Origin of the sequence: Polaromonas sp. CG_9.7 (assembly GCF_015752205.1) — a bacterium.
Lineage (GTDB): Bacteria > Pseudomonadota > Gammaproteobacteria > Burkholderiales > Burkholderiaceae_C > Polaromonas.
This window is the reverse complement of sequence record NZ_JADOVG010000019.1, coordinates 1-24,449: the sequence shown is the minus strand read 5'-3', so window position 1 is coordinate 24,449 and position 24,449 is coordinate 1. Positions and strand designations below refer to the sequence as shown.

Sequence of the window (24,449 nt, the reverse complement as noted above, 5' to 3'; positions counted from 1 at the left end):
AAGTCAGTCGTTTGCCTTCTTTGTTTTCACGGGTGGCGCTCGCTTTGCTTTTGGTGTGCTCGCCGTTGACTTTCCCTGCTTCGTAACAGACTTGGCTGTTACTTTTGCCGATTTTTTTGCCGCTGCCTTGAGCATTGCAGGCTTGGCTGGCAGCGCCGGCTCTGCCATTTCGATACCAAACACATTCCCCAGCAGCGCGTCGTCAAGCACCTTGCCCGGCGCCATGCGCTTGGCTGAAGGCCTTAGTCCCCCCTCTGCTTGCTGGACCAGGTCCTTGGTATCGACCCGGCGCAGGCTGAAAAGCATCTCGGGTTGTTGGTCCAACCGGGTCGCTATACCGTACAGCACGGCAGCGACATGTTTGCACATGAATGCGTAATCCGGACAGTCGCAGTCAAATGTGATCTCTTCGGGTGAGGGGAAAAGTCCGGTTCCTGGTTTGCAGATGCGCTCCATCACCGCACCTGACAGCTTGCCTTGCAGCAACTCGACCAGTGAATCAATCGAACCCGAACAATCGGTGCAGATGGTTTTCCACTGCTTTTCAGGCACGGCCGTCACGCTGACAGACACTTTGTAAAGGCTCGAACCCATCACCTGCGCGCGTGCCTCGGCGGGCGTGACCTGCAGGTCAATCACCGAACCGTTGCGCACATAGCTGCTGCCGCGCTGCAGGCGGTTGGTGTAATCGCTGTAGTTGGCCAGGTTGTCGCACCAGGCCTTGCTCCAGAAAGTCTTGGCGAGGACGCCACGAAAAGGCATGATCGGCGTCAAGACAGCGCCGGCTTTTTTCGCCTTGCCAGCAGCTTTCTCGGCTTTTACCCGCCGTTCGGCGACCGATACATAAGCGGGCCACCCGTAGTTGTCGTCACGCATTATTTCTCCTTCCTGACTTCAGTTTTCTTTGGCAGCGTGAATATCCAGCTTGACCAAGTCCAGCAGTTCGCGGTCGCTCATCTCCGTCAGCAACAGTTCAGCGCCGCCCTCCAGCACATCTCGAACCAGTTGCTGCTTGGATTCAATCAACTGGTCGATGCGGTCTTCCACCGTGCCCTGGCACACAAACTTGTGCACCAGCACGTTGCGCTGCTGGCCGATGCGAAAGGCGCGGTCGGTGGCCTGGTTTTCGACAGCCGGATTCCACCAGCGGTCAAAGTGAATCACATGCGACGCTGCCGTCAGGTTCAGGCCTGCACCGCCGGCCTTGAGCGACAGCACGAAAAACGGCGTCTGCTCGTCTTCCTGAAAGCGCCTGACCAGTTCGCGGCGTTTGGCCACCGGCGTAGCGCCATGCAGCACCAGGCCTTCGCGGCCAAAAATGCTGCCAAGAAACGCCGCCAGCGGCTCGGTGGTTTCGCGGAACTGGGTAAAAACCAGCACTTTTTCCTGTTTGGCGGCAATCACCTCGGCGAGTTCTTTCAATCGGGCGAACTTGCCGCTGTCGGGCGCTTTCCAGGCGCCGTCGCCCAGCCATTGCGAAGGGTGATTGCAGATCTGCTTGAAGCGCATCAAGAAGGACAGCACGACACCCTTGCGGCCAATGCCTTCGGCGTCTTCGAGCGCATTGGCCAGGTCTTGCACCGACTGCTGGTAGAGCGCCGCCTGCAGCGGACTCAGCAGGCACCAGGCCTTGACTTCGGTCTTGTCGGGCAGGTCGCTGATCACCTGCTTGTCTGTTTTCAGGCGGCGCAGGATGTACGGCTGCACCAGCGCGCGCAAGGGGCCGAAATGTTCGGCGGCGGCCAGCCGCTTGGTGAACTTGGCAAACACCTTGTCCGTGCCCAGCAGGCCGGGGTGGGTGAAGTCAAAAATCGACCACAGGTCGGACAGGCGGTTTTCCACCGGCGTTCCTGTCAGGGCGATACGCGACTGCGCCTTGATTTTTTTGACCTGCCGCGTCTGCCGGGTGCCCGGGTTCTTGATCGCCTGCGCTTCATCGATCACGAACAGCCGCCAGTCAAAACCCTGCAGCAGCGGCTGGCGCAGCAGTGAGCCGTAGCTGGTGATGACCAGGTCTGCACCGGCCAGCCGCGCTGCATCCAGCGCCTTGAAATCGGCGGGTGGCATGGCTGACGGATGGGCCACCAGCACGCGCAGGTTCGGGGCGAAGCGCCCGGCTTCGGCTGCCCAGTTGGCCAGCAGCGAGGCCGGTGCCACCAGCAGACTGGGCTGGTGGGCAGAAGCGGTGGCGCTGGCGCTGCCTTCGCGCTTGAGCACCAGCAGCAGCGCGAGCACCTGAATCGTCTTGCCCAGTCCCATGTCGTCGGCCAGGCAAGCGCCCAGTCCGAGCCGGGTCAGCAGGTACAGCCAGCGCACGCCGGCCTGCTGATAGGGCCGCAATGTGGTCTTGAGCTCCGGCCCCGGATCGATTTGCGCCAGGCCCTCGGGCTTGCGCAGCCCGGCCAGGGTGTCGGCCAGCCACGGGCCGGCGGCCAGTTCGGACCAGTCGGCGTCCAGCGGCTCGCCGCTTTCGTCAAGCGAAGCGCCGGCCAGCAGCCGCATGGCCGGGGCAAAGGACAGGCCGTTCTCGGCGGCGGCTTCAATCGCTTTAAAGCGCTCCAGCAGGCGGCCGATGGCCTTGCGATCGACTTCGACCCAGCGACCACGAATGAACTGCAGGCCATCTCCGCGCTGGAGCAGCGCCTCAATTTCAGTGTCGTTCAGGTTTTCGCCGTCAAGGCAGACATGCATGCTGAAGTCCAGCAGCGCATTCTGGCCCAGCAGCGATGGCGCTCGCGTGCCGACACTGACCTTGACCACCGGGCGCAACGGTTTGCCGGCTTTCCAGACCTTCGGCGTTCGCACGATGATGCCGGCGGCTTCCAGTTTCGCAAGGTCGGACAGGAAACGAAAGGCATCCAGCGCGGTCCAGCGCAGCGGGTGGTAGATGTCGCCGGTCTCGACCATTTCGCGCAGCCAGCCACAGTGTTCGGCCGCACGCTTCACCGGCAGCAGCAGCGACAGCAGTTGCGCCCGGCTCTTGCTGTCAGAAAATTCTGCCAGCGCTTGCGACAGGGGCTGGTGCTGCGCCGTTCCATGTGCCGACAGGCGCGCGGTGTAGGTAGCCAGAAAGGCGAACGGCGCGTCCGGATCCTTGCGGTTTTCCGCCAGGTTGAAATGCACGCGGCCGACCAGGTTCCAGGCCGGATGGCGCGATTTCAGAAAGGCCTGCAGCGGCAACCCGGCCGCTGCCAGTTCCAGCTTCAGGGCGCCATCCATTGCTTTCCACAACACCGCCAGCCCTTGGGCTGTCACATACTCGGCCCCTGTCATGGGCGGCAGGTCGGCGATCAGCGCGTCAAATTCTGCGGACTCGGGCATGGAAAGTTCGATCTTGCCGTCCTCGGGCACGGCGCACAGGGCGGTGACATAAAGCGTTGCCACGGCGCGCCACCAGGCCCAGGCTGGCGGCAGGGCTTGGCCGACATGCTTTGTTCCCAGCAGCAGCAGTCCATGCCCGCTGCCCAGCGCAAAAGCCTCCTGCAGTTCCTGGCTGACGTGCGGCGCCAGTGGCGGCGCATCGTCCTGCGGCGTGGCCAGCAGGTGGCCACGGGGCGTCAGCTTCGGCGCCAGCTTGTGCAGGCTGTCGAGGTGATGCACGTTGTCCAGCGTGTCGGGAGCGTTCAGGGCGTCCATTGTTCAATCGGTTGAATCGCCCATCGGGGTGGCATGGGACTGAGGAAAATCGCTAATTTCGCGGGCTGTCGGCTTGATTCCATCAGGACCGGCCGGATTTTTCGCGCTGGATGTCAAGGCGCAGCGACTGCACTTCCTCGCGCAGTTGCCTGATCTCGTGCATCAGCTGGTGCTCAATGTGAAGTTCTTCGCCTTCCTCGACATCCTTCTCCACGAAGATGGCCGCCAGCGAGGCGGTGGCCAGTGACAGCACTGCCAGCCCCAGCAGCACCACGATGACGGCGAACATGCGCGACGCATGCGTGCTGGGCACTACATCGCCATAACCCACCGTGGCTGCCGTGGTGAACGCCAGCCACAAACCTTCGGCCATGGTGTGCACACCGGGGTCAAGCATCCAGAAGCCAAAGCCGCCCAACAGCAGGATCACTGCGCACAGGACCAGCGAATAAAAAACTCCCTGTCGGGCGATATGGACTTTTCTGGGGTGCTTCTTGAACGACATGGGCGGTCTGGTTATGGCGAATGGGAAGGCGAATAGAAATATCGATTATTGTCCGCACCCGCCGGGCTGCACAATGGCGCCATGCGTCATTCTCTTTCCGAAACCACCGGGCCGCAGCGGCTGTTGTATGGCCTGCTTGCGGGCCTGGCAAGCGCTGGCCTGCCGCTGCCGCTGGTCTGGCAGTTTCGCGGACTGCTGGGCTGGAGCGTCGGCGTGGCGGTGTACCTGGCGCTGGCCTGGTGGCTGTGCGAGCGCTTCGACGCCCAAAAAACCCGCGAGCGCGCGCAGGCGCAGGACGAACCCAGCGTGGTGCTGTTTTTGCTGATGCTGCTGGCCACGATGGCTTGCGTGGCCGCCATCGTGGTCATGATGCAGCAGGGCAAAGCATTCTCCGGAACAACGCGTGCGCTTCATCTCGCGCTGTCAGTGGTCGCGCTGATCACGTCCTGGCTGTTTATCCAGACGATTTTTGCGTTTCGCTATGCCCATCGTTATTACCAGGAAGAAAAGCTGAAAGAGCCCGATGGACCGGGCCTGGCGTTTCCGGGCGGGCAGGACCCGGACTATTTTGACTTTCTGTACTACGCCCACGTGGTCGGCATGACGTCGCAGGTCTCTGACGTGCAGGTCACCTCGCGAGAGATGCGCCGGCTCACGCTGGTGCACAGTGTGCTGTCGTTCGGCTTCAACATGCTGGTGCTGGCGCTCAGCATCAACGTGGTGGCCGGCGTGTTGCAATAACTCAGGGCAGCATGGCGCGCCGGCGTCCTGGCCGAAGCAGTCCGGTGGACAGTGCCGTGCCGCAAACAATGACCGCAGCGCAGCCCAGCATCCACGGCGTGATTGACTCGCCCAGAAACAGCACGCCGTAGAACACCGCAAACACCGGCACCACAAACGTCACCGACAGCGCGCGCGCCGGACCGGCGTTTTCAATCAGCCTGAAAAACAGGATGTAGGCGATGCCGGTGCAGACCACGCCGACGGCCAGCAGCGCCAGCCAGGCCGACGCACCCGGCATGCGCGCCGGCCACAGCCACCAGGCCGGCAGGGACAAGCCCAATGTGGCACCGATCTGGCTGCCGGCGGCCGTCACCAGTGGCGGCAAACCGGAAAGATAACGTTTGGTGTAGCTGGCCGAAATGCCGTAGCAAACACAAGCGAGCAGGCACGCCAGCACGGCCCAGAATGGCGCCACGCCCGAAGCGTTCGGCTTGAAGCTGGCCTGGTCCCCCGCCAGCAGCGCGACGCCGGAAAAGCCGATGAACAGCCCCGCGAAGCGCCAGGCGGTAGGTTTGTCCTTGAGCCAGAGCCAGGCAATCAGCGCGCCAAACATCGGCACGGTGGCATTCAGGATCGAGGCCAGTCCGGTGCTGATGGACAGCAGCGCAAACGAAAAGCAGGCAAACGGAATACCCGAATTGATGATGCCGATGAAAAAAACCCGTTTCCAGTTCTTCTGCAGCACGGGCAGCAAGCCACGCAGCCACACCAGCGGCAGCAAAAACAGCGCCGCAATCGTCACCCGCACAGCGGCGGTTGGCAGCGGTCCAAACTCGACCGCACCCATCCGCATGAACAAAAATGACGAGCCCCAGATAGCCGCCAGCAGCACGAAGTCAGTGGTCCAGCTTTTGGGGCTGGCTGCCGCAACACAGTTGGCAGCCCCCATCGCGGGCGACCGCGCGTTCAAAGAAGGCTCTCGGCCAATGCGCCTTCAAGCCGGAGCAGGGCGGTCTTGCGGTCCAGCCCGCCGGCGTAGCCGGTCAGTGCGCCGCTGCTGCCCGTCACCCGGTGGCAGGGCACGATGATGCTGATGGGGTTGCGCCCGATGGCGCCACCCACGGCCCGCACCGCCGCCGGTTTGCCGATGCGCCGGCTGATTTCTGCGTAACTGGTGACCTCGCCCTGGGGAATATCGAGCAGCGCCTGCCACACCGATTGCTGGAACGCCGTGCCACAGCCCAGGTCCAGCGGCAGGTCAAACTGGTTGCGCTGGCCGGAGAAATATTCGCCGAGTTGCTGGCGGGCCTGCTGCAAAACCGGATGGCTGGCGTCATCTTGCCAAGCCGTCGGGCCTGTGAGTTCAGGCGGCAGAAAGCGCTGGTTTTCCGCAAACCACAGCCCGGCCAGCCCTTTGCCGGTGGCGGCGATGACGACAGGCCCGAGCGGGCTGGCAACGGTGGTTTGAACAGGGGAGGGGTCAAATTTCATGATGCTCTCTTTAGCGTGTGGCTTGTTGGCTTTCGCGCGGATGGGCAGGATAACTGCAAAAATTTATGGTTTTTACAGGCTTTTCGCCCGCTGAGTATGCGTTTTAAGCTATTTTTTTAATAGCATTCATGGTATTTCCAATGAAGGCAGCTTGTCTGGCGCGGCGGCCAGCAAGCCGCTCCAGGCGCGTATGACGGCGTAGCTGCGCCACGGTTTCCACGCCAGCGATGCCTTTTCAGCTTCCCGGGCCGGCGACTTGAGTGTCTGCACACCGAGCATTTTATGCAGCGCCACGTCGCCGGCCGGAAACGCATCGGGCCAGCACAGGGCGCGCATGGCGATGTATTGCGCCGTCCAGTCGCCAATGCCGGGCAGCGCCTTGAGTTGGGCGATTGTTGCGTTGACATCGGCGCCACCATGCAGATGCAGCCGCTTTTCGGCGACCCCCTGCGCAATGCCGTTAATGGCCGCCTGGCGCTGCCTGACGATGCCCAATTGTCCGAGCGCATCACTGCTGGCAACGGCCAGTACGGCGGGCGCGGGAAACAGCCGGGTCAGCTGCGGCCACGGCGTTTCAATCGGCTCGCCGAATCGGTCCACCAGCCGCTGCGCCAGCGTTCGCGCCGCCGCGACGGTGATCTGCTGGCCCAGCACCGCCCGCACGGCCAGCTCGTAGCCATCGAGCGCGCCGGGAACCCGCAGCCCGTCGCCCTCCGGAAAGCTGGTGTGCAGCACGCTGTTGATGGCGGCCGGGTCGGCGTCCAGGTCAAACAGCGCGCGGACCCGGCGAATCACCAGCGGCAGCACCTCGCGCAGCGAATCGCTCACCTGCAAGACCAGCTGGTTGTGCGGCTCGTCAAAACGGGCGAGCAGCCAGCCCGCATGTGTTTTTCCGCTAGATTCGATGGCTAATGTCCTTCCTGTGCTTGTCTGGTGGTTGTCAGTAGCTATGAATTCGATAGCGTTTATGCGGTGTGTTTCAATAAACTTCAGCATGGAGGCCACGTCGTAAGGCGGGCGGTAACCCAGGCGAACGGTGATGCCTTCATGCTGTGGGCTCTCTTGCTGCCGGCGCATCTCGCTTGGGTTGAGCCGGTAGTGCTGCATGAACGCGGCGTTGAAACGGCGCACGCTGGCAAAGCCGCTGGCCAGCGCCACCTGCGTCACGGGCATGTCGGTATCGGCCAGCAACTGCTTAGCTGTCAGCAGGCGCCGGGTTTGCAAATACTGCAACGGCGACACGCCGAACTGCGCCTCGAAGATGCGCCGCACATGGCGGCTGCTCACGCCCAGACGCGCGGCCAGCTTTTCAACGGAGACGGCTTCATCGGTCCAGCTGTCGGGCTCATCTAACAGCCGGGCCGCCTGATGCGCCAGGATGTAAGACGCATCCTGGATCGACCAAGCCACCGAATGCGGCGCCAGTTCGGGCCGGCAGCGAAGGCAGGGCCGGAAACCGGCGCTTTCGGCCTGCGCCGCATGGCTGAAAAAGCGGCAGTTCTGGCGCAGCGGTGTCTTGACGCTGCACACCGGCCGGCAGTAGATGCCGGTGGATAGCACGCCGGTGAAGAAGCGGCCGTCGAAACGCGCGTCCCTCGCCTTCAGCGCGATATAGCAATCGTCGTCGGCCAGCAGGGAATTTTTCGTCGTCATGCGGCAATGATACGGCGCATGCGGCAGGCTGACTGGCCGTTTCCGGACTTGTTAAATTGCGGCTTGACCGATTGGCCCGCCCGTCACTCGCGCCGGTAGAGGCTGCCAAACCGGGCCAGTTGTTCGGCGTGCGCAGGCTGCACTTGTGCCCAGCTGAAACGCCATTCCCAATGGCTTTCGCCCTGGCCCGGCAGGTTCATGCGGTGGTCGCTGCCCAGGCCCAGCACGTCCTGCATCGGGTGGATCGCCGTGTCGGCCACGCTGGCGCTGGCAGCGCGGATCAATTGCCAGTGGATGTCGTGGCCGTCACCGGTGCCCAGGTAGTCCAGCACCTGCTGGCGCATCGCGGGCGAGGCCTCGGCCCACCAGCCCTGCGTGGTATTGTTGTCGTGCGTGCCGGTGTAGACCACGGTGTTGCTGTCGTAGTTGTGCGGCAGGTAGGCATTGGTGTTGTCGCCGTCTTCGCTGAACGCAAACTGCAAAATCCGCATGCCGGGCAGGCTGAATTCATGCCGCAAGGCGTCCACGTCGGGGGTGATTTGCCCCAGGTCTTCGGCAATGATGGGCAATTCGCCCAGTGCTGCTTCGATGGCATGGAACAGCGCCGCACCGGGGCCGGGCAGCCAGCGTCCGCGGATGGCGTTGGGCTCGCTGGCCGGGATTTCCCAATAGCCGGCAAAGCCCCGGAAATGGTCAATGCGCACGATGTCCACCAGCTCGAAAATGCGCCGTACGCGTTCTGTCCACCAGGCGTAGCCTTCGGCCGCATGGGCGCTCCAGCGGTACAGCGGGTTGCCCCAGCGCTGGCCGGTGATGCTGAAATAGTCCGGTGGCACGCCGGCGATGACGGTGGCGCGGCCGTCGGCATCCAGCTCGAACAATTCCTGGCGCGCCCAGACTTCGGCGCTCTGGTAGGCGATGAAGATGGGTGCGTCGCCGACGATCTTCACGCCGCGCTCGTTGGCATGGGCGCGCAGTTTTTTCCATTGCCGGTAAAAGCACCACTGGCTGAATTTCCAGAAGGCAATGCGTTCGGCATGCGCGCTGCTGGCTTCCTGCAGGGCCTGCGGCGCGCGCTGGGCAAGCGGCGCCGGCCAGTCGCTCCAGTCGCGCCCGTTGTGGAGTTCATCCAGCGTCATGAACAGCGCGTAGTCTTCCAGCCAGCCGGCGTGGTGCAGGCAAAAATCGGCGAAGTCCGCCTGGTCGGCTGCGCTGATGTGTTGCGCAAAGCGGGCGGCGGCTTTTTGCAGCCGCGCCATGCGCCACGGCACGACGGCGCCAAAGTCAACGCGGGCTTCGCTGAATGCGGCGTCCGGCTGCAGGTCGGCATCAATCAGCCAGCCATGCTGGCGCAGCTCGGCCAGGTCGATCAGCAGCAGGTTGCCGGCAAAGGCCGAACTGCTCATGTAAGGCGAGTTGCCGGGACCGATGCCGCCCAGTGGCAAAATTTGCCAGAGCCTTTGCCTGGCCGTGACCAGCCAGTCAACAAAGTGATAAGCGCCCGGTCCCAGGTCGCCGCAGCCATGTGGGCCGGGCAGGGATGTGGGGTGGAGCAACACGCCGCTGGAACGGGGAAAGGTCATGGGTTGTCCATTCAAAAATGCAGAAGGCTTTTGTCGTTCGCCGTGGCCAGGAAGTAGCTTTCAAAGTAACTGCTCAGCTTTCTCGAAGCTCTCCGTCATCTCTTTTGTCATTGCGGACAGAGCCTGTCCCGGACTTGATCCGGGAATCCGAAATCCATGACCCCGCTGGGGAGAAGTCATGGTTCCCGGGTGCTGAAACCCCGGGCTTGATCCGGGGCCAGGATGACAAAGGCTGATGTCATTGCGCTTTCAGAGTATGCGTAAGCAGCTATGAATTAAATAGCAAAAAAAGGCATCCAGTCTGCGGATTGCCTGTTCGTCATGGTGAAAGTGAAAGGAAATTTTTTCTAGAACTGCACTTCGGTGCCCGCGACAACCAACAGCATCAGGCTGTTCGCCGCCACCTTCAAGGGCGCCTCGCCCTGGCCCTGCCAGCGGGTCACGCCGCTTGGATCGGCCGTGTCCAGCACCGCCTGCCAGACGCCGGCTGGCAGCAGGAACTCGTGGTCTTCGGCCTCCGGGTTGACCAGCAGCAGCAGCGGGGCGACTGCCTTGCCCGGCTGGCCGATCAGGCAGCCGAGCACGCGCTGGCTGTTGTCGCCCCAATCCTGGTCTTGCAAGCCCTCGCCGCTGCTGTTCAACCAGTGCAGGTCGTGCAGGCCGAGCGTGTCGCTCAGTCCGCTGTACCAGTGGTTGCCCAAGGGCAGCAACTGGCGGCGCAGCGACAGCACCCAGGCGGTGAAGTTGATCAGCGTGTCGTCGGCTTTTGTCCAGTCGATCCAGGTGATCTCGTTGTCCTGGCAATACGGGTTGTTGTTGCCGTGCTGGCTGTGGCCGAGTTCGTCGCCGGCGCAGAGCATGGGCGTGCCCTGGGCCAGCAGCGTGGTGGCCAGCAGGGCGCGCCGCATGCGGCCGCGCAACTCGTTGATGGGCGCATCGTCGGTCGGGCCTTCGGCGCCGCAGTTGTTGCTCAGGTTGTTGCCGTGGCCATCGCGGTTGTCCTCGCCGTTGGCCTCGTTGTGGCGCTCGTTGTGGCTGACCAGATCCGCCAGGGTGAAACCGTCGTGCGACACCAGGTAGTTCACCGAGGTGGCCGGGGGCCGTCCGCTGCCCTGGTACAGATCCGCCGAGCCGCACAGCCGCCGGGCGAAGTCGCCGAGCGAGGTGGCATGCTCGCCGGACTGCAGCCAGAAGCTGCGCATGCCGTCGCGGAAATGGTCGTTCCACTCCAGCCAGCCTTTGGCAAAACCGCCGACCTGGTAGCCGCCCGGGCCGATGTCCCATGGCTCGGCGATCATCTTGACGCGCGACAGCACCGGGTCTTGCGCCACGGCGGTGAAAAATGCGCCTTCGCGCTCGAAGCCTTCGCTGCCCCGGCCCAGCACCGGTGCCAGGTCGAAGCGAAAACCATCGACATGCATCTCGCTGACCCAGTAGCGCAGGCTGTCCATCACCAGTTGCAATACCCTCGGCTGGCGGATGTCCAGCGTGTTGCCGCAGCCGCTGTGGTTCTCGAAGCCGACCGGCGGCTCCGGGCTGAGGCGGTAGTAGCTGGCATTGTCCAGGCCGCGAAAGCTGATGGACGGGCCGCCGCCGTCGGCCTCGGCGGTGTGGTTGTAGACCACGTCCAGAATGACTTCCAGGCCCTCGGCATGCAGCGCCTTGACCATGGTCCGGAATTCATCGCGCGGGTTGACGCCGTCCTGCTGCGACGCCAGCCGCACGCTGGGCGCAAAGAAGGCCAGCGTGTTGTAACCCCAGTAATTGCTCAGGCCCATGCCGGCCAGCCGCTCTTCGTCCAGCGCGTAATGCACCGGCAGCAGGCTGACGCTGGTGATGCCCAGGCGCTTGAGGTGCGCCAGCGACGCCGGATCGGCCAGGCCGGCATAACTGCCGCGCAGCGCTTCGGGCACCGCCGGGTTGCGTTTGGAAAAACCCTTGACGTGGGCTTCGTAGAGCACCGTGTCCCGCAGCGGCACACCCGGCGGCTGGTCGCCTGACCAGTCGAAACTGTCCACTTGCACCACCCGCGCCTTCAGCGCACCGGCGGCGTTGTCGCGGCTGTCCATCTCGGGCGGTTGTTCCGGTGGTGTGTCCGGCGGACTCGGGTGGACATAGGGAAAGTTTTCGTCGCGCCACTCGAAGGTGCCGACGACTTCGCGGGCATAGGGGTCGAGCAGCAGCTTGTTTGGATTGAAAAAGTGGCCGTGCTCGGGCTGCCAGTCGCCTTGTGCCCGCAGGCCATAAATCAGGCCGGGTGCGGCGTTCGGCAGGTAGCCGTGCCAGATATCGTCCGTGTGGCCAGGCAGGCATTCGCAGCGCGTCTGCAGCGTTCCGGCATCGTCGAACAGGCACAGCTCGATGGCTGAAGCATGGGCTGAAAAAACGGCAAAATTCACGCCCTGGCCGTCCCAGCTGGCGCCCAGTGGCCAGGGTTTTCCGATCAGAAGTGGGTCCGTCGTCCTCATGCCGTCCACTCCAGAAAAACCGTTGCCAGCGGCGGCAGCGTCAGCACGATGGACTGCGTGTGGCCGTGCCAGCCGACCGGCTCGGTGCTGGCCATGCCCAGCGGCGTGCCAGCGTTGCTGCCGCCGTAGTGCGCCGAGTCGGTATTGAGCCGCTCTCGGTAGTCGCCGGGCTGCGGCACGCCAATGCGGTAGGACGTTTGCACGGCCGGTGTGAAATTGCAGATCACCACGTTGAAAGTCCCTGGGTTGTTGCTGCGCCGGATGAAGCTGAGCACCGAATGCGCGGCATCCTGGTGGTCTATCCATTCAAAACCAGCGGGTGTGAAGTCCAGCGCATGCAGCGCCGGGGTGGTTGTATAAAGCTGGTTCAGGTCGCGCACCAGCCGCTGCACGCCGGCATGTTGCGGCTTGTCCAGAAGGTGCCAGTCCAGGCTCTGGTCGTGGTTCCATTCGCGCACCTGCGCAAACTCGCAGCCCATGAACAGCAGCTTCTTGCCGGGGTGGCCGAACATGAAGCCCAGGTAGGCGCGCAGGTTGGCGAATTGCTGCCAGTCGTCGCCGGGCATCTTGTCCAGCAGCGAGCCTTTGCCATGCACCACTTCGTCATGCGAAATGGGCAGCACGAAGTTTTCGCTGAAGGCGTAGCTCAGGCCGAAGGTCATTTCGCCCTGATGGTGCTGGCGATGCACCGGGTCGCGCGCCATGTACTGCAGCGTGTCGTGCATCCAGCCCATGTTCCATTTGTAGTGAAAGCCCAGCCCGCCCTCAGAGGTGGGACGCGACACGCCTGGAAACGAGGTCGATTCTTCGGCCATGGTGACGGCTTGCGGCCGCTCGGTGCCAATCACTTCGTTCATGCGTTTCAGAAAGGCGATGGTTTCCAGGTTTTCGCGGCCACCGTGTATGTTGGGAATCCATTCGCCCGCTTTTCGGCTGTAGTCTCGGTAGAGCATCGACGCCACCGCATCGACACGCAGGCCGTCAATGCCAAAACGCTCCAGCCAGTACAGCGCATTGCCAATCAGGAAGTTGCGCACTTCGGTGCGGCCCAGGTTGTAGATCAGCGTGTTCCAGTCGTTGTGGAAGCCTTCGCGCGGGTCGGCGTATTCATACAGCGGCGTGCCGTCAAAATTGCCCAGGCCATGCGCATCGGTCGGAAAGTGCGCCGGCACCCAGTCGAGCAGCACGCCAATGCCCGCCGCATGGCAGCAGGCAATGAAGCGCACCAGTCCGTCGGCATCGCCAAACCGCGCGGTCGGCGCGTACAGGCCGACGGGCTGGTAGCCCCAGGAGCCGTCAAACGGATGCTCGCTGACAGGCATCAGCTCCAGGTGGGTAAAACCCATGTCTGCTGCGTAAGGGACGAGTTGCGCCGCCAGTTCGTCCCAGGTCAGCCAGCGCGGCAAGCCACTTGCCGGGTCGTCGATGCGCCGCCAGGAACCGAGGTGGACTTCATAAATGCTCAGGGGTGCCTCCAGCGAATTGGCTTGCTGGCGCGCACTGGATGCCGGCTGGCGGGCGGGCATGCCGGCCACGATGCTGGCGGTGGCGGGCCGCAGTTCGCCCTGGCGCGCATACGGGTCGGCGCGGGCTGGCAGCACCTGGCCATCGGCTGCGAGAATTTCGAACTTGTAGCGCGCGCCTGTTGTTACGCCGGGCAGGAAGATTTCCCAGACGCCGCACTCGCGCCGCAGCCGCATCGGGTGGCGCCGACCGTCCCAGAGGTTGAAGTCGCCCACCACGCTGACGCGGGCGGCATTGGGCGCCCACACGGCAAAACTGGTGCCGTCCACGCCGTCCCGGCTGCACGGGTTGGCGCCCAGGATTTCATAGGGCCGAAGGTGCGTGCCTTCGCTGAGCAGCCACACGTCCATTTCGCCGAGCACCGGCCCGAATCGGTACGGGTCTTCCAGCACGGCGGTCTGGTAGTTGTCCCACTGCACCTGCAGGCAGTAAGCCTCCGGGGCCGGCAGCGCCAGCAGGCCTTCAAAAAATCCGTCGGGGTGGTGCCGCTCCAGTGTGCCGACCGGGTGGCCCGAATCGGCATCGAGCACTTCCACCCGCCGGGCGCCTGGCAAAAAAGCGCGGACCGACACGCCGCCGTCGTCCGCATGCGGCCCCAGTACCGAGAACGGGTCGCCGTGGCGGGCGCTGCAAATCAGTTCGACATCTTCGGGCTTCAGCATGGCACGTGTCCTCGGGTGCGGTCAATAAGCGCGCTCAGTGCGCGGCGGGCTCGATGTTCCAGATCTGGCGGGCATATTCCCGAATCGTCCGGTCGGACGAAAAAACGCCCATGCCCGCCACGTTGGCAATCGCCTTTTCGCACCAGGGTCCCGGCCGGCGGAACAACGCATCGACCCGCAACTGCGTGGCAACGTAAGACTCGTAATCGGCCAGCAGCAGGTAATGGTCGCCGCCCCACAGCAGTGAATCGACCAGCGCGCGGTAACGGCCCGGTTCCTCCGTGCTGAACTGGCCGCCGGCAATTGCGTCCAGCACATTTTTCAGCGCCGGCAGGCTTTCGTAGTAGCGCATCGGCTGGTAGCCGGTTTGCCGCAGCGCATGCACCTCGGGCGTCTTCAGGCCGAAGATGAAGATGTTGTCGTCGCCGACGTTCTGGCGAATCTCGATATTCGCCCCGTCATCGGTGCCAATGGTCAAGGCGCCGTTCAACGCCAGCTTCATGTTGCCGGTACCCGAGGCTTCGGTGCCGGCTGTTGATATTTGCTCTGACAGATCAGCGCCGGGCATGATGACCTCGGCCACGGACACGCCGTAGTTGGGAATGAACACCAGTTTGAGCTTGTCTGCAATGCGCGGGTCGTGGTTGATGACGTTGCCGACGTCGTGGATCAGCTGGATGATGGACTTGGCCGTGTGGTAGCTCGACGCCGCCTTGCCGGCAAAGATCACCGTGCGCGGCACCCAGTCGCCTTCAGGATTCGCCAGAATCGCCTGGTAGCGCGTGACGACGTGCAGCACATTGAGCAATTGGCGCTTGTACTCGTGGATGCGCTTGACCTGCACGTCGAACAGGCTGTCGGGGCTGACGACAATGCCCGTCGTCTTATCGATGTAAGCCGCCAGCCGCGCCTTGTTGGCGCGCTTGATAGCCATGAATTTCCCCTGAAAGTCAGCGTCGCTGCGGTATTCACCGAGCCGCTTGAGTTCCTCCAGGTCCAGCCGCCAGCGGTTGCCCAGTGTGCTGTCGAGCAGCCCCGACAGGCCGGGGTTGGCCTGCGCCAGCCAGCGCCGGGGCGTGACGCCGTTGGTCATGTTGGTGAAGCGTTCCGGCCACAGGTCGGCAAAGTCGGCAAAGATGGTCTGCACCAGTAAATCCGAATGCAGCGCTGACACGCCGTTCACCTTGTGGCTGCCCACCACCGACAGGTGCGCCATGCGCACGCGCCGCTCGCCATGCTCGTCGATCAGCGACAGCCGTGACAAAAATGCGTTGTCGCCGGGGCGGTGGCGCGCCGCCATTTCCAGGAATTCCTTGTTGATGCGAAAGATGATTTCCAGGTGGCGCGGCAGCACATGCTGGATCAAGGCGACCGGCCAGGTTTCCAGTGCCTCAGGCATCAGGGTGTGGTTGGTGTACGAGAACGTCTTGCCGCACAGCGCCCAGGCCTGGCTCCACGGCATGCCGTGCTCGTCGCACAGCAGCCGCATCAACTCGGCCACGCCGATGGCCGGGTGGGTGTCGTTCAGGTGAATGGCGACCTGGTCGGCCAGGTTGTCCAGCGTCGGGTGTTCGTCTAAATGACGCTTCACCAGGTCCTGGATCGACGCAGCGACAAAGAAATACTCTTGTTTCAAACGCAACTCTCGTCCGGCCGGCGTGCTGTCGTTGGGGTAAAGCACCCAGGAGATGTTCTCGAATTCGTTCTTGGCTGTCGCCGCCCGGGCATAGTCGCCGGTGTTGAAGGCATTCAGGTCAATATGCGCTGGCGCCACGGCTTTCCACAAGCGCAGGGTGCTGACCAGCGGCGTGCCATGGCCGGGCACCACCATGTCGTAGGCCTTGGCGGCGACTTCGCCGGCGTGGCGCCAGACCGGGGTGCCGTCCACATGCTCGACCCAGCCGCCGAAGCGAACCGGGTAGCTGATGCCGGCCCGCGGAAACTCCCACGGCGTGCCGTCCTGCAGCCAGGGATCGGGGTATTCGACCTGCGCGCCGTCCTGGATTTCCTGCGCGAACATGCCGTATTCATAGCGGATGCCGTAGCCGAAAGAGGGCAGGCCTAGCGTCGCCATCGAGTCAAGAAAACACGCCGCCAGCCGGCCCAGGCCGCCATTGCCCAATGCCGCATCGGCCTCGCGGTCCGCCACATCTTCCAGGCTTTGCGCATGCTGCGTCAAGCCCTGGGCCGCGCCGCTGGTCAGGCTGAGCGCGGCCAGCGCATTCGACAGGGTGCGGCCCATCAGGAATTCCATCGACAGGTACACCACCCGTCGCGCCTTGGCGGCGCGTTGCAGCGCCTGGGTTTCAACCCAGCGCTGTGACAGTTGTTCGCGCGCCACCTGGGCGACAGCCTGCATCAGGTCGGTGGGCGTGGCGTCTTCCGAGGCCACGCCGACGGTGCACAACAAATGCGTTTCGATTTGTGCGGCCAGGGCATGTTTGGCAATGGGAAAGCTTGAATTCACGGCGTTGATCTTTCAGGTGCGGCAGACCGGGGCGACTATCAGCAAGGAGCGCGCCATCTGCCAGTTTTTTGTTGATTCTCGCATGTGAAAAAGACTGCAGGACCGACTTTGAAACGGGCGATAGCCACACTGTCAGTGGCTGTTGACAGACGGTACATTTGGCGCTTGATTCCCTGTTTTATGCCCCGCAAAGCCCTTGCCTGCGCGGTTTGCGGTATTAAGATGGTGGCGCCCTTCATCACTCCCACCGCTGGAAACAATGAAACCTAACGAACTTGCCCAAAGCCTTGATTTGCCAAAACGCGCGGTTGCCCTGGTGCTCGCTGGCGGCCGCGGCAGCCGGCTGATGAACCTGACCGACAGCCGGGCCAAACCGGCGGTGTATTTCGGCGGCAAGTTCCGAATCGTCGACTTTGCGCTGTCAAATTGCCTCAATTCGGGCATACGGCGCATTGGCGTTATTACCCAATACAAGTCGCACAGCCTCTTGCGTCATTTGCAACGCGGTTGGGCCTTTTTGAAAACCGAGATGAACGAGTTCGTCGATCTGCTGCCGGCCCAGCAGCGCAGCGGCGACGAAAGCTGGTACCGGGGAACGGCCGACGCCGTGTACCAGAACCATGACATTCTGGAGAGCTACGGCGCCGACTACATCGTGGTGCTGGCCGGCGACCATATCTACAAGATGAACTACGCGCTGATGCTGGCCGACCATGTGGCCAAGGGCCGCGACTGCACCGTGGGCTGCATTGCCGTGCCGCGCATGGAGGCCACCGCTTTTGGCGTGATGGCGGTGGATGAAAACAGCATGGTGACCGACTTCCTTGAAAAACCGGCCGACCCGCCGTCCATGCCGGGCCGTCCCGACATGGCGCTGGCCAGCATGGGCATCTATATCTTCAACGCCGAGTACCTCTACAAGGAACTGGCGCGTGACATCAATGACCCCGACTCAACGCACGACTTTGGCAAGGACATTATTCCGCGCGCCGTGAAAAACGGTGAAGTGGCAGCGCACCCGTTTGCGCTGAGTTGTGTGCCTTCCAGCGATGTGGCCGAGCCCTACTGGCGCGATGTCGGCACCATCGACGCCTATTGGGAGGCCAATATCGACCTGACGGCGACCGACCCGGACCTCAACCTGTACGACCAGCACTGGCCGATCTGGACATACCAGGCGCAATTGCCGCCGGCCAAGTTCGTGCATAACCAGGAAGACCGGCGCGGCATGGCGATTGAGTCAACCGTGTCCGGCGGCTGCATCGTGTCGGGCTATGTGTTCCGCTCGGTGCTGTTTTCCAGCGTGCGCGTGCATTCCCATGCCCAGGTGAACTGGGCTGTGCTCTTGCCTGGCGTTCAGGTCGGGCGGGGCGCCAGCCTGAACCGCGTGGTGGTGGACCGGGGCTGCACCATTCCCGATGGCATGGTGATCGGCGAAGACGCCGAACTCGACAGCCAGCGCTTTCACCGCAGCCCGAACGGCATCACGCTGGTCACCCGGAACATGCTGGAGAAGATCGGCGCATGAAGGTCCTGCATGCTGCTGCCGAAATTTTTCCGCTGGTCAAGACCGGTGGCCTGGCCGATGTGGTCGGCGCGCTGCCTGAAGCCCTGATCGCTGTCGGAGCCGATGTCCGGCTGGTGCTGCCGGGCCTGCCCGACATTCTGAAAGGCGTCAAAGGCCAGCAGGTGGTGTGCGAACTGGGGGCGATTTTCGGCGCCGGTCGCGTCACGTTGCGACTGGGCCGGCTCGCGCACAACGGCGTTGCCGCCTATGTGATTGACGCGCCCTACCTGTACCAGCGGCCGGGCAACCCCTACCTGGCACCTGACGGCACTGAGTGGCCTGACAACCTGCAGCGCTTTGGCCTGCTTGGCTGGGTGGCGGCGCACCTGGCTGCCGGCGAGCTGGACCCCGGCTGGACGCCCGATGTGCTGCACGCCCACGACTGGCATGCCGCCATGGCTTGCGCCTATGTTGCCTGCCACCCGGCCACCCGGGCAGCCACGGTCTTCACGGTTCACAACCTGGCTTATCAGGGCCTGTTTGACGAACGCGACTTTCACCTGCTGGGCCTGCCGTCGCGCCTGATGGTGCCGGTCGGGCTCGAATTCCATGGCCAGCTGTCCTTCATGAAAGCCGGGCTGAAATATGCCCGCCACATCACCACGGTCAGCCCGACCTATGCACAGGAAATCGCCACCGATGCCTTTGGCTGCGGCCTGGACGGCGTGATTCGCGCCCGTGGCGCGGACGTGTCCGGTATCCTGAACGGTGTTGATGGCAACGTCTGGAACCCGGCCACCGACCCGTTGACCGCCGCGCCGTATTCACCCAACAAGCTTCAAGGCAAGGCGCTGTGTAAGGCGGCCCTGCAGCAGGAACTGGGCTTGAACGTTGATGCCAGCGCGCCGCTGTTTGCCGTCGTCAGCCGGCTGACATCGCAAAAGGGGCTGGATTTGCTGCTCGACGCCTTGCCCGCGCTGCTCGATTTTCCGGCGGTGGGCGGCCCCCAGCTGGCCGTCGAAGGCAATGGCGACCCGGCGCTGGAAGCGGCCTTTGCCCAAGCGGCGGCCATGCATCCGGGGCGAGTGGCCGTGCGGCTGGTGTATGACGAGGCGCTGGCGCACTGCATGATGGCGGGTGCTGACGCCATGCTCGTGCCGTCCCGCTTCGAGCCTTGCGGCCTGACCCAGCTTTACGCGCTGCGCTATGGCACGGTGCCGGTGGTGCGGCAGGTCGGCGGCCTGGCCGACACCGTGGTCGGCGCCACGCAGGACACGCTGCAAAGCGGCCTGGCCACCGGTTTCAGTTTCGGCCCGGCCACGCCCGTTGCCCTGGCGCAGGCGCTGCAGCAGGCGGTCGCTGCTTACGGCCAGCCTGCGCTGTGGCGCCAGATGATGCGGCGCGGCATGGCGCAGAATTTTTCATGGGAAACCGCCGCCGCGCAGTACATGGCGCTGTACCAAGGCACACTGGCAGCGTCTGCCACCGGGGCGCGTGTATAAATAAGGCCTGTAACGTGCGTAGCGTCCGTTTGGCCCGCCGCCTGCGGTTTACTTGTGGCGCCAGCCGCTGTATAAAATTTCCCGGTATTGTTTTTCCTTTTCCTTTTCCTTTTTCTGTACTCCGGCCCTGTAGCGCCATCGCCCTCAACAACATTTTAAAAAGAACCCCACCATGCAAGTAGCCGCTTCGATTTTCAAGGCCTATGACATCCGGGGCGTCGTGCCCGCCACGGTGACCGAGGACGTTGCCGAGGGCATCGGCAAGGCTTTTGGCAGCATCGCGCTGGCGCAGGGCGAGTCCAAAGTAGCCGTGGGCCGCGACGGCCGGCTCAGCGGCCCGTCGCTCAGCGCCGCGCTGATGCGCGGCCTGCAGGCGGTCGGCATCGAAGTGATCGATGTCGGCATGGTAACCACGCCGATGCTGTACTTCGCCGCCAACACGCTGTGCAACTCCGGCATCCAGGTCACCGGCAGCCACAACCCCAAGGACTACAACGGCTTCAAGATGGTCATGGCCGGTCGCGCCATCTACGGCGACGATATCCAGGCAATCCGCGCCATGATGGACGGAGAAACCTGGTCGCTCAAGGACGGCGGCACGCGGCGTACCGAGGACGTGACGCAGGCTTACCAGGCGCGCATCGTGTCCGACATCAAGCTGGCGCGGCCGATGAAGATCGTCGTCGATTGCGGCAACGGCATTGCCGGCGCGACGGCGCCCGATATTTTCCGCGCCATCGGCTGCGAAGTGACCGAGCTGTTCAGCGAGGTCGATGGGAACTTTCCCAACCACCATCCCGACCCCAGCAAGCCCGAGAACCTGCAGGACCTGATCAAGGCGCTGCAGGCCGGCGACGCCGAACTCGGACTGGCCTTCGACGGCGACGGCGACCGCCTGGGCATCGTTACCAAGGACGGCCAGAACATCTACCCCGACCGCCAGATGATGCTGTTTGCCCGTGACGTGCTGAGCCGCGTGCCGGGCGGCACGATTGTCTATGACGTGAAATGCTCGCAGCGCCTGGCGCCCGAGATTGAAGCGGCCGGCGGCGTGCCGTTGATGTACAAGACCGGCCATTCCCTGATCAAGGCCAAGATGAAGGAAGTCGATTCCCCGCTTGGCGGCGAGATGAGCGGCCACATCTTCTTCAAGGAACGCTGGTACGGTTTCGACGACGGCACCTACGCCGGCTGCCGGCTGCTGGAAATCGTCAGCCAGGCGCTTGACGCCGGGGAGCTGCTCAACAGTCTGCCGACCAGCTTCAGCACGCCCGAGTTGAACGTGCCGTGCGCCGAAGGCGAGCAGCACACGGCCGTGACCGCGCTCATCAAGGCCGCGCATTTCGACGCGCCCGCCAAGGTCAACACCATTGACGGCGTGCGCGTGGACTGGCCGGACGGCTTTGGCCTGATTCGCGCCTCCAACACCACGCCGGTGCTGGTCTTGCGCTTCGAGGGGCAGACGCAGGCGGCGCTTGACCGCATCCAGGCCGACATGCTGGTGCTGCTGCGCAGCGTCAAGCCCGATGCGGTGTTTGCCGCGCCGGCGCATTGAACAAAGAAGTGCACAGCGCAATACAGGGCGCGGGGAGCGTGGGGGTTCGAATCCTTCTTGTCAAGCTGTCTTCTCTCGGCGATGTGGTGCATGCCCTGCCGGTGGTGCAGGACATTCTCGCGGCCCTGCCGGGCGCGCACATCGACTGGGTGGTTGAAAAATCGTTTGCGCCTGTGCTGGCGCTGCACCCCGGCGTGCGGCGCGTCATTCCGTGCGAAATCCGGCGCTGGCGCAAGTCGCCGCTGTCCGCCGTCACGCGCCAGCAGTGGAACGCCTTCAAGGCCGACCTGCGCCAGACAGGCTACGACGCGGTCATTGACCTGCAGGGCCTGACCAAATCTGCTCTTGTGGCGCGGCTGGCGCGGCTGGCGCCTGGCGGCAAGCGTTTCGCGCTGGCCAACCAGACCGATGGTTCCGGCTATGAAGCCCCGACGCGCTGGGTGGCCGACGTGGCGATACACATCCAGCCGCACATCCACGCCGTGCAGCGCTCGCGCGAGCTGGTGGCCCGGGCGCTGGGCTATTGCCTTACGCCCCGCCCGGACTACGGACTAAAAAGGCCTCTTGCGCAAACAGGACTTGACCATTTGGCTACTGAAAAAGTAGCAAACAGGGTGGCTTTCGTGCATGGCACATCGCGTGCCGACAAGGAGTGGCCGCTGGGCCACTGGACGGCACTGGGCCAGCGCCTGAATGCCGCCGGTTATCAGATTGCGCTGCCCCATGGCAATGAAAAAGAAAAGCTTAAAAGCCAGGCGATTGCCCGGTCGTTGAATGATGGCGCGCCTGGCCAGGCGGTCGTCTGGCCGCTGCTGGCGCTTGACGCGCTGACGCACGAACTGGCCCAGTGCGCCGGCGTCATTGGCGTGGACAGCGGCGTCAGCCACATCGCCGTGGCGCTCGACCTGCCGCATGTGCAGCTCTACAACTTTGACACCGCCTGGCGTACGGGGCCTGACGCGGCCAGCGCCCGACAGGTCAGCGTTTACGCCGCGCCCCAGCCCAGCGTGGACGCGGTCTGGCAGGCCTGGCTGGGCTGCCTGGCAACCGTGCAGGGCGTACCCGGCCAGGCGTCCGAATCCCTGGAATCGTCCATGCGCGGGGCCGACGGCGCATGAGCAGATGGGCGCGCGCGCTGTATTCGGTGTTCACGACGCTCGTCCAGCCGCTGCTGCGGCGCAAGCTGGCGCGGCGCGGTCGGCAGGAGCCCGGCTACCTTGAAGCGGTCGATGAACGCTTTGGCCACTATGCCCAGCCGGCTGAAGCCGTGTCCGAACTGGTCTGGGTGCATGCTGTGTCGCTGGGCGAAACCCGCACCGCCGCCATGCTGCTCAAGGCGCTGCACAAGCAGTATCCGGCGCTGCGGCTGCTGCTGACGCATGGCACCGCCACCGGCCGCGAGGAGGGGCGGGCGCTGCTTAAATCCATAGGCCAGCCCGGCGACGTGCAGGTCTGGCAGCCGTGGGACAGCCCGGCTGCGGTGGCGCGTTTTTTCAGCCACTTCAAGCCGCGCCTGGGCCTGCTGATGGAAACCGAAATCTGGCCCAACACCGTGGCCGGATCCAAACAACGCGGCATGCCGCTGGTGCTGGTCAATGGCCGGCTGTCGGCCAAGTCGCTGAAGCAGGCGCTGCGTTTGTCGGCCTTGTCGCTGCCCGCCTATGGTGCGCTGTCGGCCGTGTACGCGCAAACCGAAGGCGACGCCGGGCGTTTTCACCAGCTGGGCGCGCCGGTCGCCGGCGTGTTCGGCAATCTGAAGTTCGACGCGACGCCAGACGCCGCCCAGCTGGAAAAAGGGCGGGCCTGGCGCCAGTCGCTGGCGCAGCCGGTGCTGATGTTCGCCAGCTCGCGTGAAGGCGAGGAAGACGAGTTTTTCAAGCAAATAAAGGCGTTTGCGCATATCCCACAAGCGCAGGTAGCTATGAATTCAGTAGCAATTCCGTTGGACTGCAGATTCAAGACCCTGGTCGTGCCACGCCATCCCCAGCGGTTTGACGACGTGGCCGCGCTGGCAGCGCTGCACGGCCTGCGCGTGTCGCGCCGCTCGCAATGGACCGGCAGCCCGGCCGACAGCGCCGAGGCAATGAACGCCGATGTCTGGCTTGGCGACTCGCTGGGCGAAATGGCGCTGTACTACGGCCTGGCCGACGCGGCCCTGCTGGGCGGCAGCTTTGCGCCGCTGGGCGGGCAGAACCTGATCGAAGCCGCCGCCTGCGGCTGCCCGGTCGTGATGGGGCCGCACACCTTCAATTTCACCGAAGCAGCCGAACTCGCCGAGGCCGAAGGCGCTGCGCTGCGCGTGGCCGACATGGCTGAAGGCGTGCAGGCCGGCCTGGGGCTGGCTGAGGATCCGGCTGCGCTGGCGAAAGCGGTCGCAGCCGGATTGGCCTTTTCTGCCAGGAACCGGGGGGCGACAGCGCGGACGGTGCAGGCGTTGCGCGAATACCTGCAGCCAGGGTGAACAGATAAAAAAACCAGCCCACCGGGCGCATGGCAGCGCCTGCCTTAAACCACCGTCATGACGACCAGCCACAGTGCAGAAGTCCAGGCCATGGCCCGGCTGCATCGGGGGGTGCGCCACAAGGACACGACCAAAAAAGCGTTGTAAGGCAGCGGGGCGAAATGCACCGCCGCCGCAATTGCCAGGTGAACGCCCTGCGCTGCCAGCATCAGCGCGGCAAAGCCGGTCAGCAGGTTGATGATGCTGCCGACGACCACAATGTCGTGCCAGTACAGCACCGCCAGTGCGGTTTCGCCGCGCCACCGGCGGCCTATAAAGCCGCAGCCGTTCGCTTGATTCACGAAAAAAGCGGTGAAAAAAAATACATGCCTGCCATGACCCGGGTCAACACCACGCCATCGCCTCAAGCCGCCACGATGTCAAGCGTTGACTCCAGGGGCGCACTGGCAAGGCGGTTGGCCAGCACCTTGTCAAGGGTCTTGCCATCCATGACCACAATCTTGAACTTCCATTCCTGGCACTGCAGCCCGCCAGCCGCTGCGCCAGCGGCGGGGCGAGGGCTGCCTCGATGACGATGCCGCTGAGCAAGATGAAGGCGAAAAGCATGGCTATTTCCATAACAGGCTGCTGAAATACTCTGCGGGTAAACGCAACACCCTGCCCGGGTGGGTTGATTTTTCACTCAGCGCACTCGCATTATGAAATTTTTGCT

The 24,449-nt window shown here is 63.7% G+C and carries 17 protein-coding genes; 6 read left to right on the top strand and 11 right to left on the bottom strand.

Annotated features, from left to right (window positions below; all coding sequences use genetic code 11):
* Positions 1-3: 3 nt before the first annotated feature.
* The 3 genes from IWX87_RS16195 to IWX87_RS16185 form a co-directional block, all read right to left on the bottom strand.
* A complete protein-coding gene (locus IWX87_RS16195; RefSeq protein WP_196864565.1) occupies positions 4-876 on the bottom strand; it encodes an SWIM zinc finger family protein in 873 nt (290 codons plus the stop codon).
* Between the two features lie 18 nt (positions 877-894).
* On the bottom strand, positions 895-3,636 hold the full coding sequence (locus IWX87_RS16190; protein ID WP_196864564.1) for a DEAD/DEAH box helicase: 2,742 nt from the start codon (positions 3,634-3,636) through the stop codon (positions 895-897).
* 82 nt (positions 3,637-3,718) lie between these two features.
* Positions 3,719-4,141 (bottom strand): potassium channel family protein, encoded by a 423-nt coding sequence (locus tag IWX87_RS16185; RefSeq protein ID WP_196864563.1) that lies wholly within the window; start codon positions 4,139-4,141, stop codon positions 3,719-3,721.
* 81 nt (positions 4,142-4,222) lie between these two features.
* Between IWX87_RS16185 and IWX87_RS16180 the strand changes: the two genes are divergently transcribed.
* Positions 4,223-4,882, top strand: coding sequence for a DUF1345 domain-containing protein (locus IWX87_RS16180; RefSeq protein WP_196864562.1), 660 nt, complete (start codon positions 4,223-4,225; stop codon positions 4,880-4,882).
* Between the two features lies 1 nt (position 4,883).
* Here the strand turns inward: IWX87_RS16180 and IWX87_RS16175 are convergent, their stop codons facing one another.
* The 7 genes from IWX87_RS16175 to IWX87_RS16145 form a co-directional block, all read right to left on the bottom strand.
* Positions 4,884-5,813 (bottom strand): DMT family transporter, encoded by a 930-nt coding sequence (locus IWX87_RS16175; RefSeq protein WP_196864561.1) that lies wholly within the window; start codon positions 5,811-5,813, stop codon positions 4,884-4,886.
* Positions 5,814-5,830: 17 nt separating this feature from the next.
* Positions 5,831-6,355: a methylated-DNA--[protein]-cysteine S-methyltransferase gene (locus IWX87_RS16170; RefSeq protein WP_196864560.1), complete on the bottom strand. Its 525-nt coding sequence runs from the start codon at positions 6,353-6,355 to the stop codon at positions 5,831-5,833.
* A gap of 126 nt (positions 6,356-6,481) precedes the next feature.
* Positions 6,482-8,008 (bottom strand): DNA-3-methyladenine glycosylase 2 family protein, encoded by a 1,527-nt coding sequence (locus tag IWX87_RS16165; RefSeq protein ID WP_196864559.1) that lies wholly within the window; start codon positions 8,006-8,008, stop codon positions 6,482-6,484.
* A gap of 83 nt (positions 8,009-8,091) precedes the next feature.
* Complete coding sequence (malQ, locus tag IWX87_RS16160) at positions 8,092-9,591, bottom strand: 4-alpha-glucanotransferase (RefSeq protein ID WP_196864558.1); 1,500 nt, start codon at positions 9,589-9,591, stop codon at positions 8,092-8,094.
* Between the two features lie 347 nt (positions 9,592-9,938).
* Positions 9,939-12,059: a glycogen debranching protein GlgX gene (gene glgX / locus IWX87_RS16155; RefSeq protein WP_196864557.1), complete on the bottom strand. Its 2,121-nt coding sequence runs from the start codon at positions 12,057-12,059 to the stop codon at positions 9,939-9,941.
* Complete coding sequence (glgB, locus tag IWX87_RS16150) at positions 12,056-14,245, bottom strand: 1,4-alpha-glucan branching protein GlgB (protein WP_196864556.1); 2,190 nt, start codon at positions 14,243-14,245, stop codon at positions 12,056-12,058. The genes glgX and glgB overlap by 4 nt, the downstream gene beginning before the upstream one ends.
* A 34-nt stretch (positions 14,246-14,279) precedes the next feature.
* Positions 14,280-16,712 carry a glycogen/starch/alpha-glucan phosphorylase gene (locus IWX87_RS16145; protein WP_196864555.1) on the bottom strand — a complete coding sequence of 811 codons (2,433 nt, stop codon included), beginning with the start codon at positions 16,710-16,712 and terminating at the stop codon, positions 14,280-14,282.
* A 259-nt stretch (positions 16,713-16,971) separates the two neighbouring features.
* On the opposite strand from IWX87_RS16145, the gene glgC reads away from it, so the two are divergent.
* The 5 genes from glgC to IWX87_RS16120 all read left to right on the top strand — a co-directional run bounded on the left by glgC (position 16,972) and on the right by IWX87_RS16120 (position 23,737).
* Entirely contained in the window at positions 16,972-18,240 is a 1,269-nt protein-coding gene (gene glgC / locus IWX87_RS16140; protein WP_196864554.1) for a glucose-1-phosphate adenylyltransferase, read from the top strand.
* Positions 18,237-19,721 (top strand): glycogen synthase GlgA, encoded by a 1,485-nt coding sequence (gene glgA / locus IWX87_RS16135; protein ID WP_196864553.1) that lies wholly within the window; start codon positions 18,237-18,239, stop codon positions 19,719-19,721. The genes glgC and glgA overlap by 4 nt, the downstream gene beginning before the upstream one ends.
* Before the next feature lie 172 nt (positions 19,722-19,893).
* Entirely contained in the window at positions 19,894-21,276 is a 1,383-nt protein-coding gene (locus tag IWX87_RS16130; RefSeq protein WP_196864552.1) for a phosphomannomutase/phosphoglucomutase, read from the top strand.
* A gap of 38 nt (positions 21,277-21,314) precedes the next feature.
* The gene (waaC, locus tag IWX87_RS16125; RefSeq protein ID WP_196864551.1) at positions 21,315-22,394 is read left to right on the top strand and encodes a lipopolysaccharide heptosyltransferase I; all 1,080 of its coding nucleotides are present in this window, start codon (positions 21,315-21,317) and stop codon (positions 22,392-22,394) included.
* Entirely contained in the window at positions 22,391-23,737 is a 1,347-nt protein-coding gene (locus IWX87_RS16120) for a 3-deoxy-D-manno-octulosonic acid transferase (protein ID WP_196864550.1), read from the top strand. The genes waaC and IWX87_RS16120 overlap by 4 nt, the downstream gene beginning before the upstream one ends.
* Before the next feature lie 44 nt (positions 23,738-23,781).
* On the opposite strand, the gene IWX87_RS16115 is transcribed toward IWX87_RS16120, so the two are convergent.
* Positions 23,782-24,078: a hypothetical protein gene (locus tag IWX87_RS16115; RefSeq protein ID WP_196864549.1), complete on the bottom strand. Its 297-nt coding sequence runs from the start codon at positions 24,076-24,078 to the stop codon at positions 23,782-23,784.
* Positions 24,079-24,449: the final 371 nt, after the last annotated feature.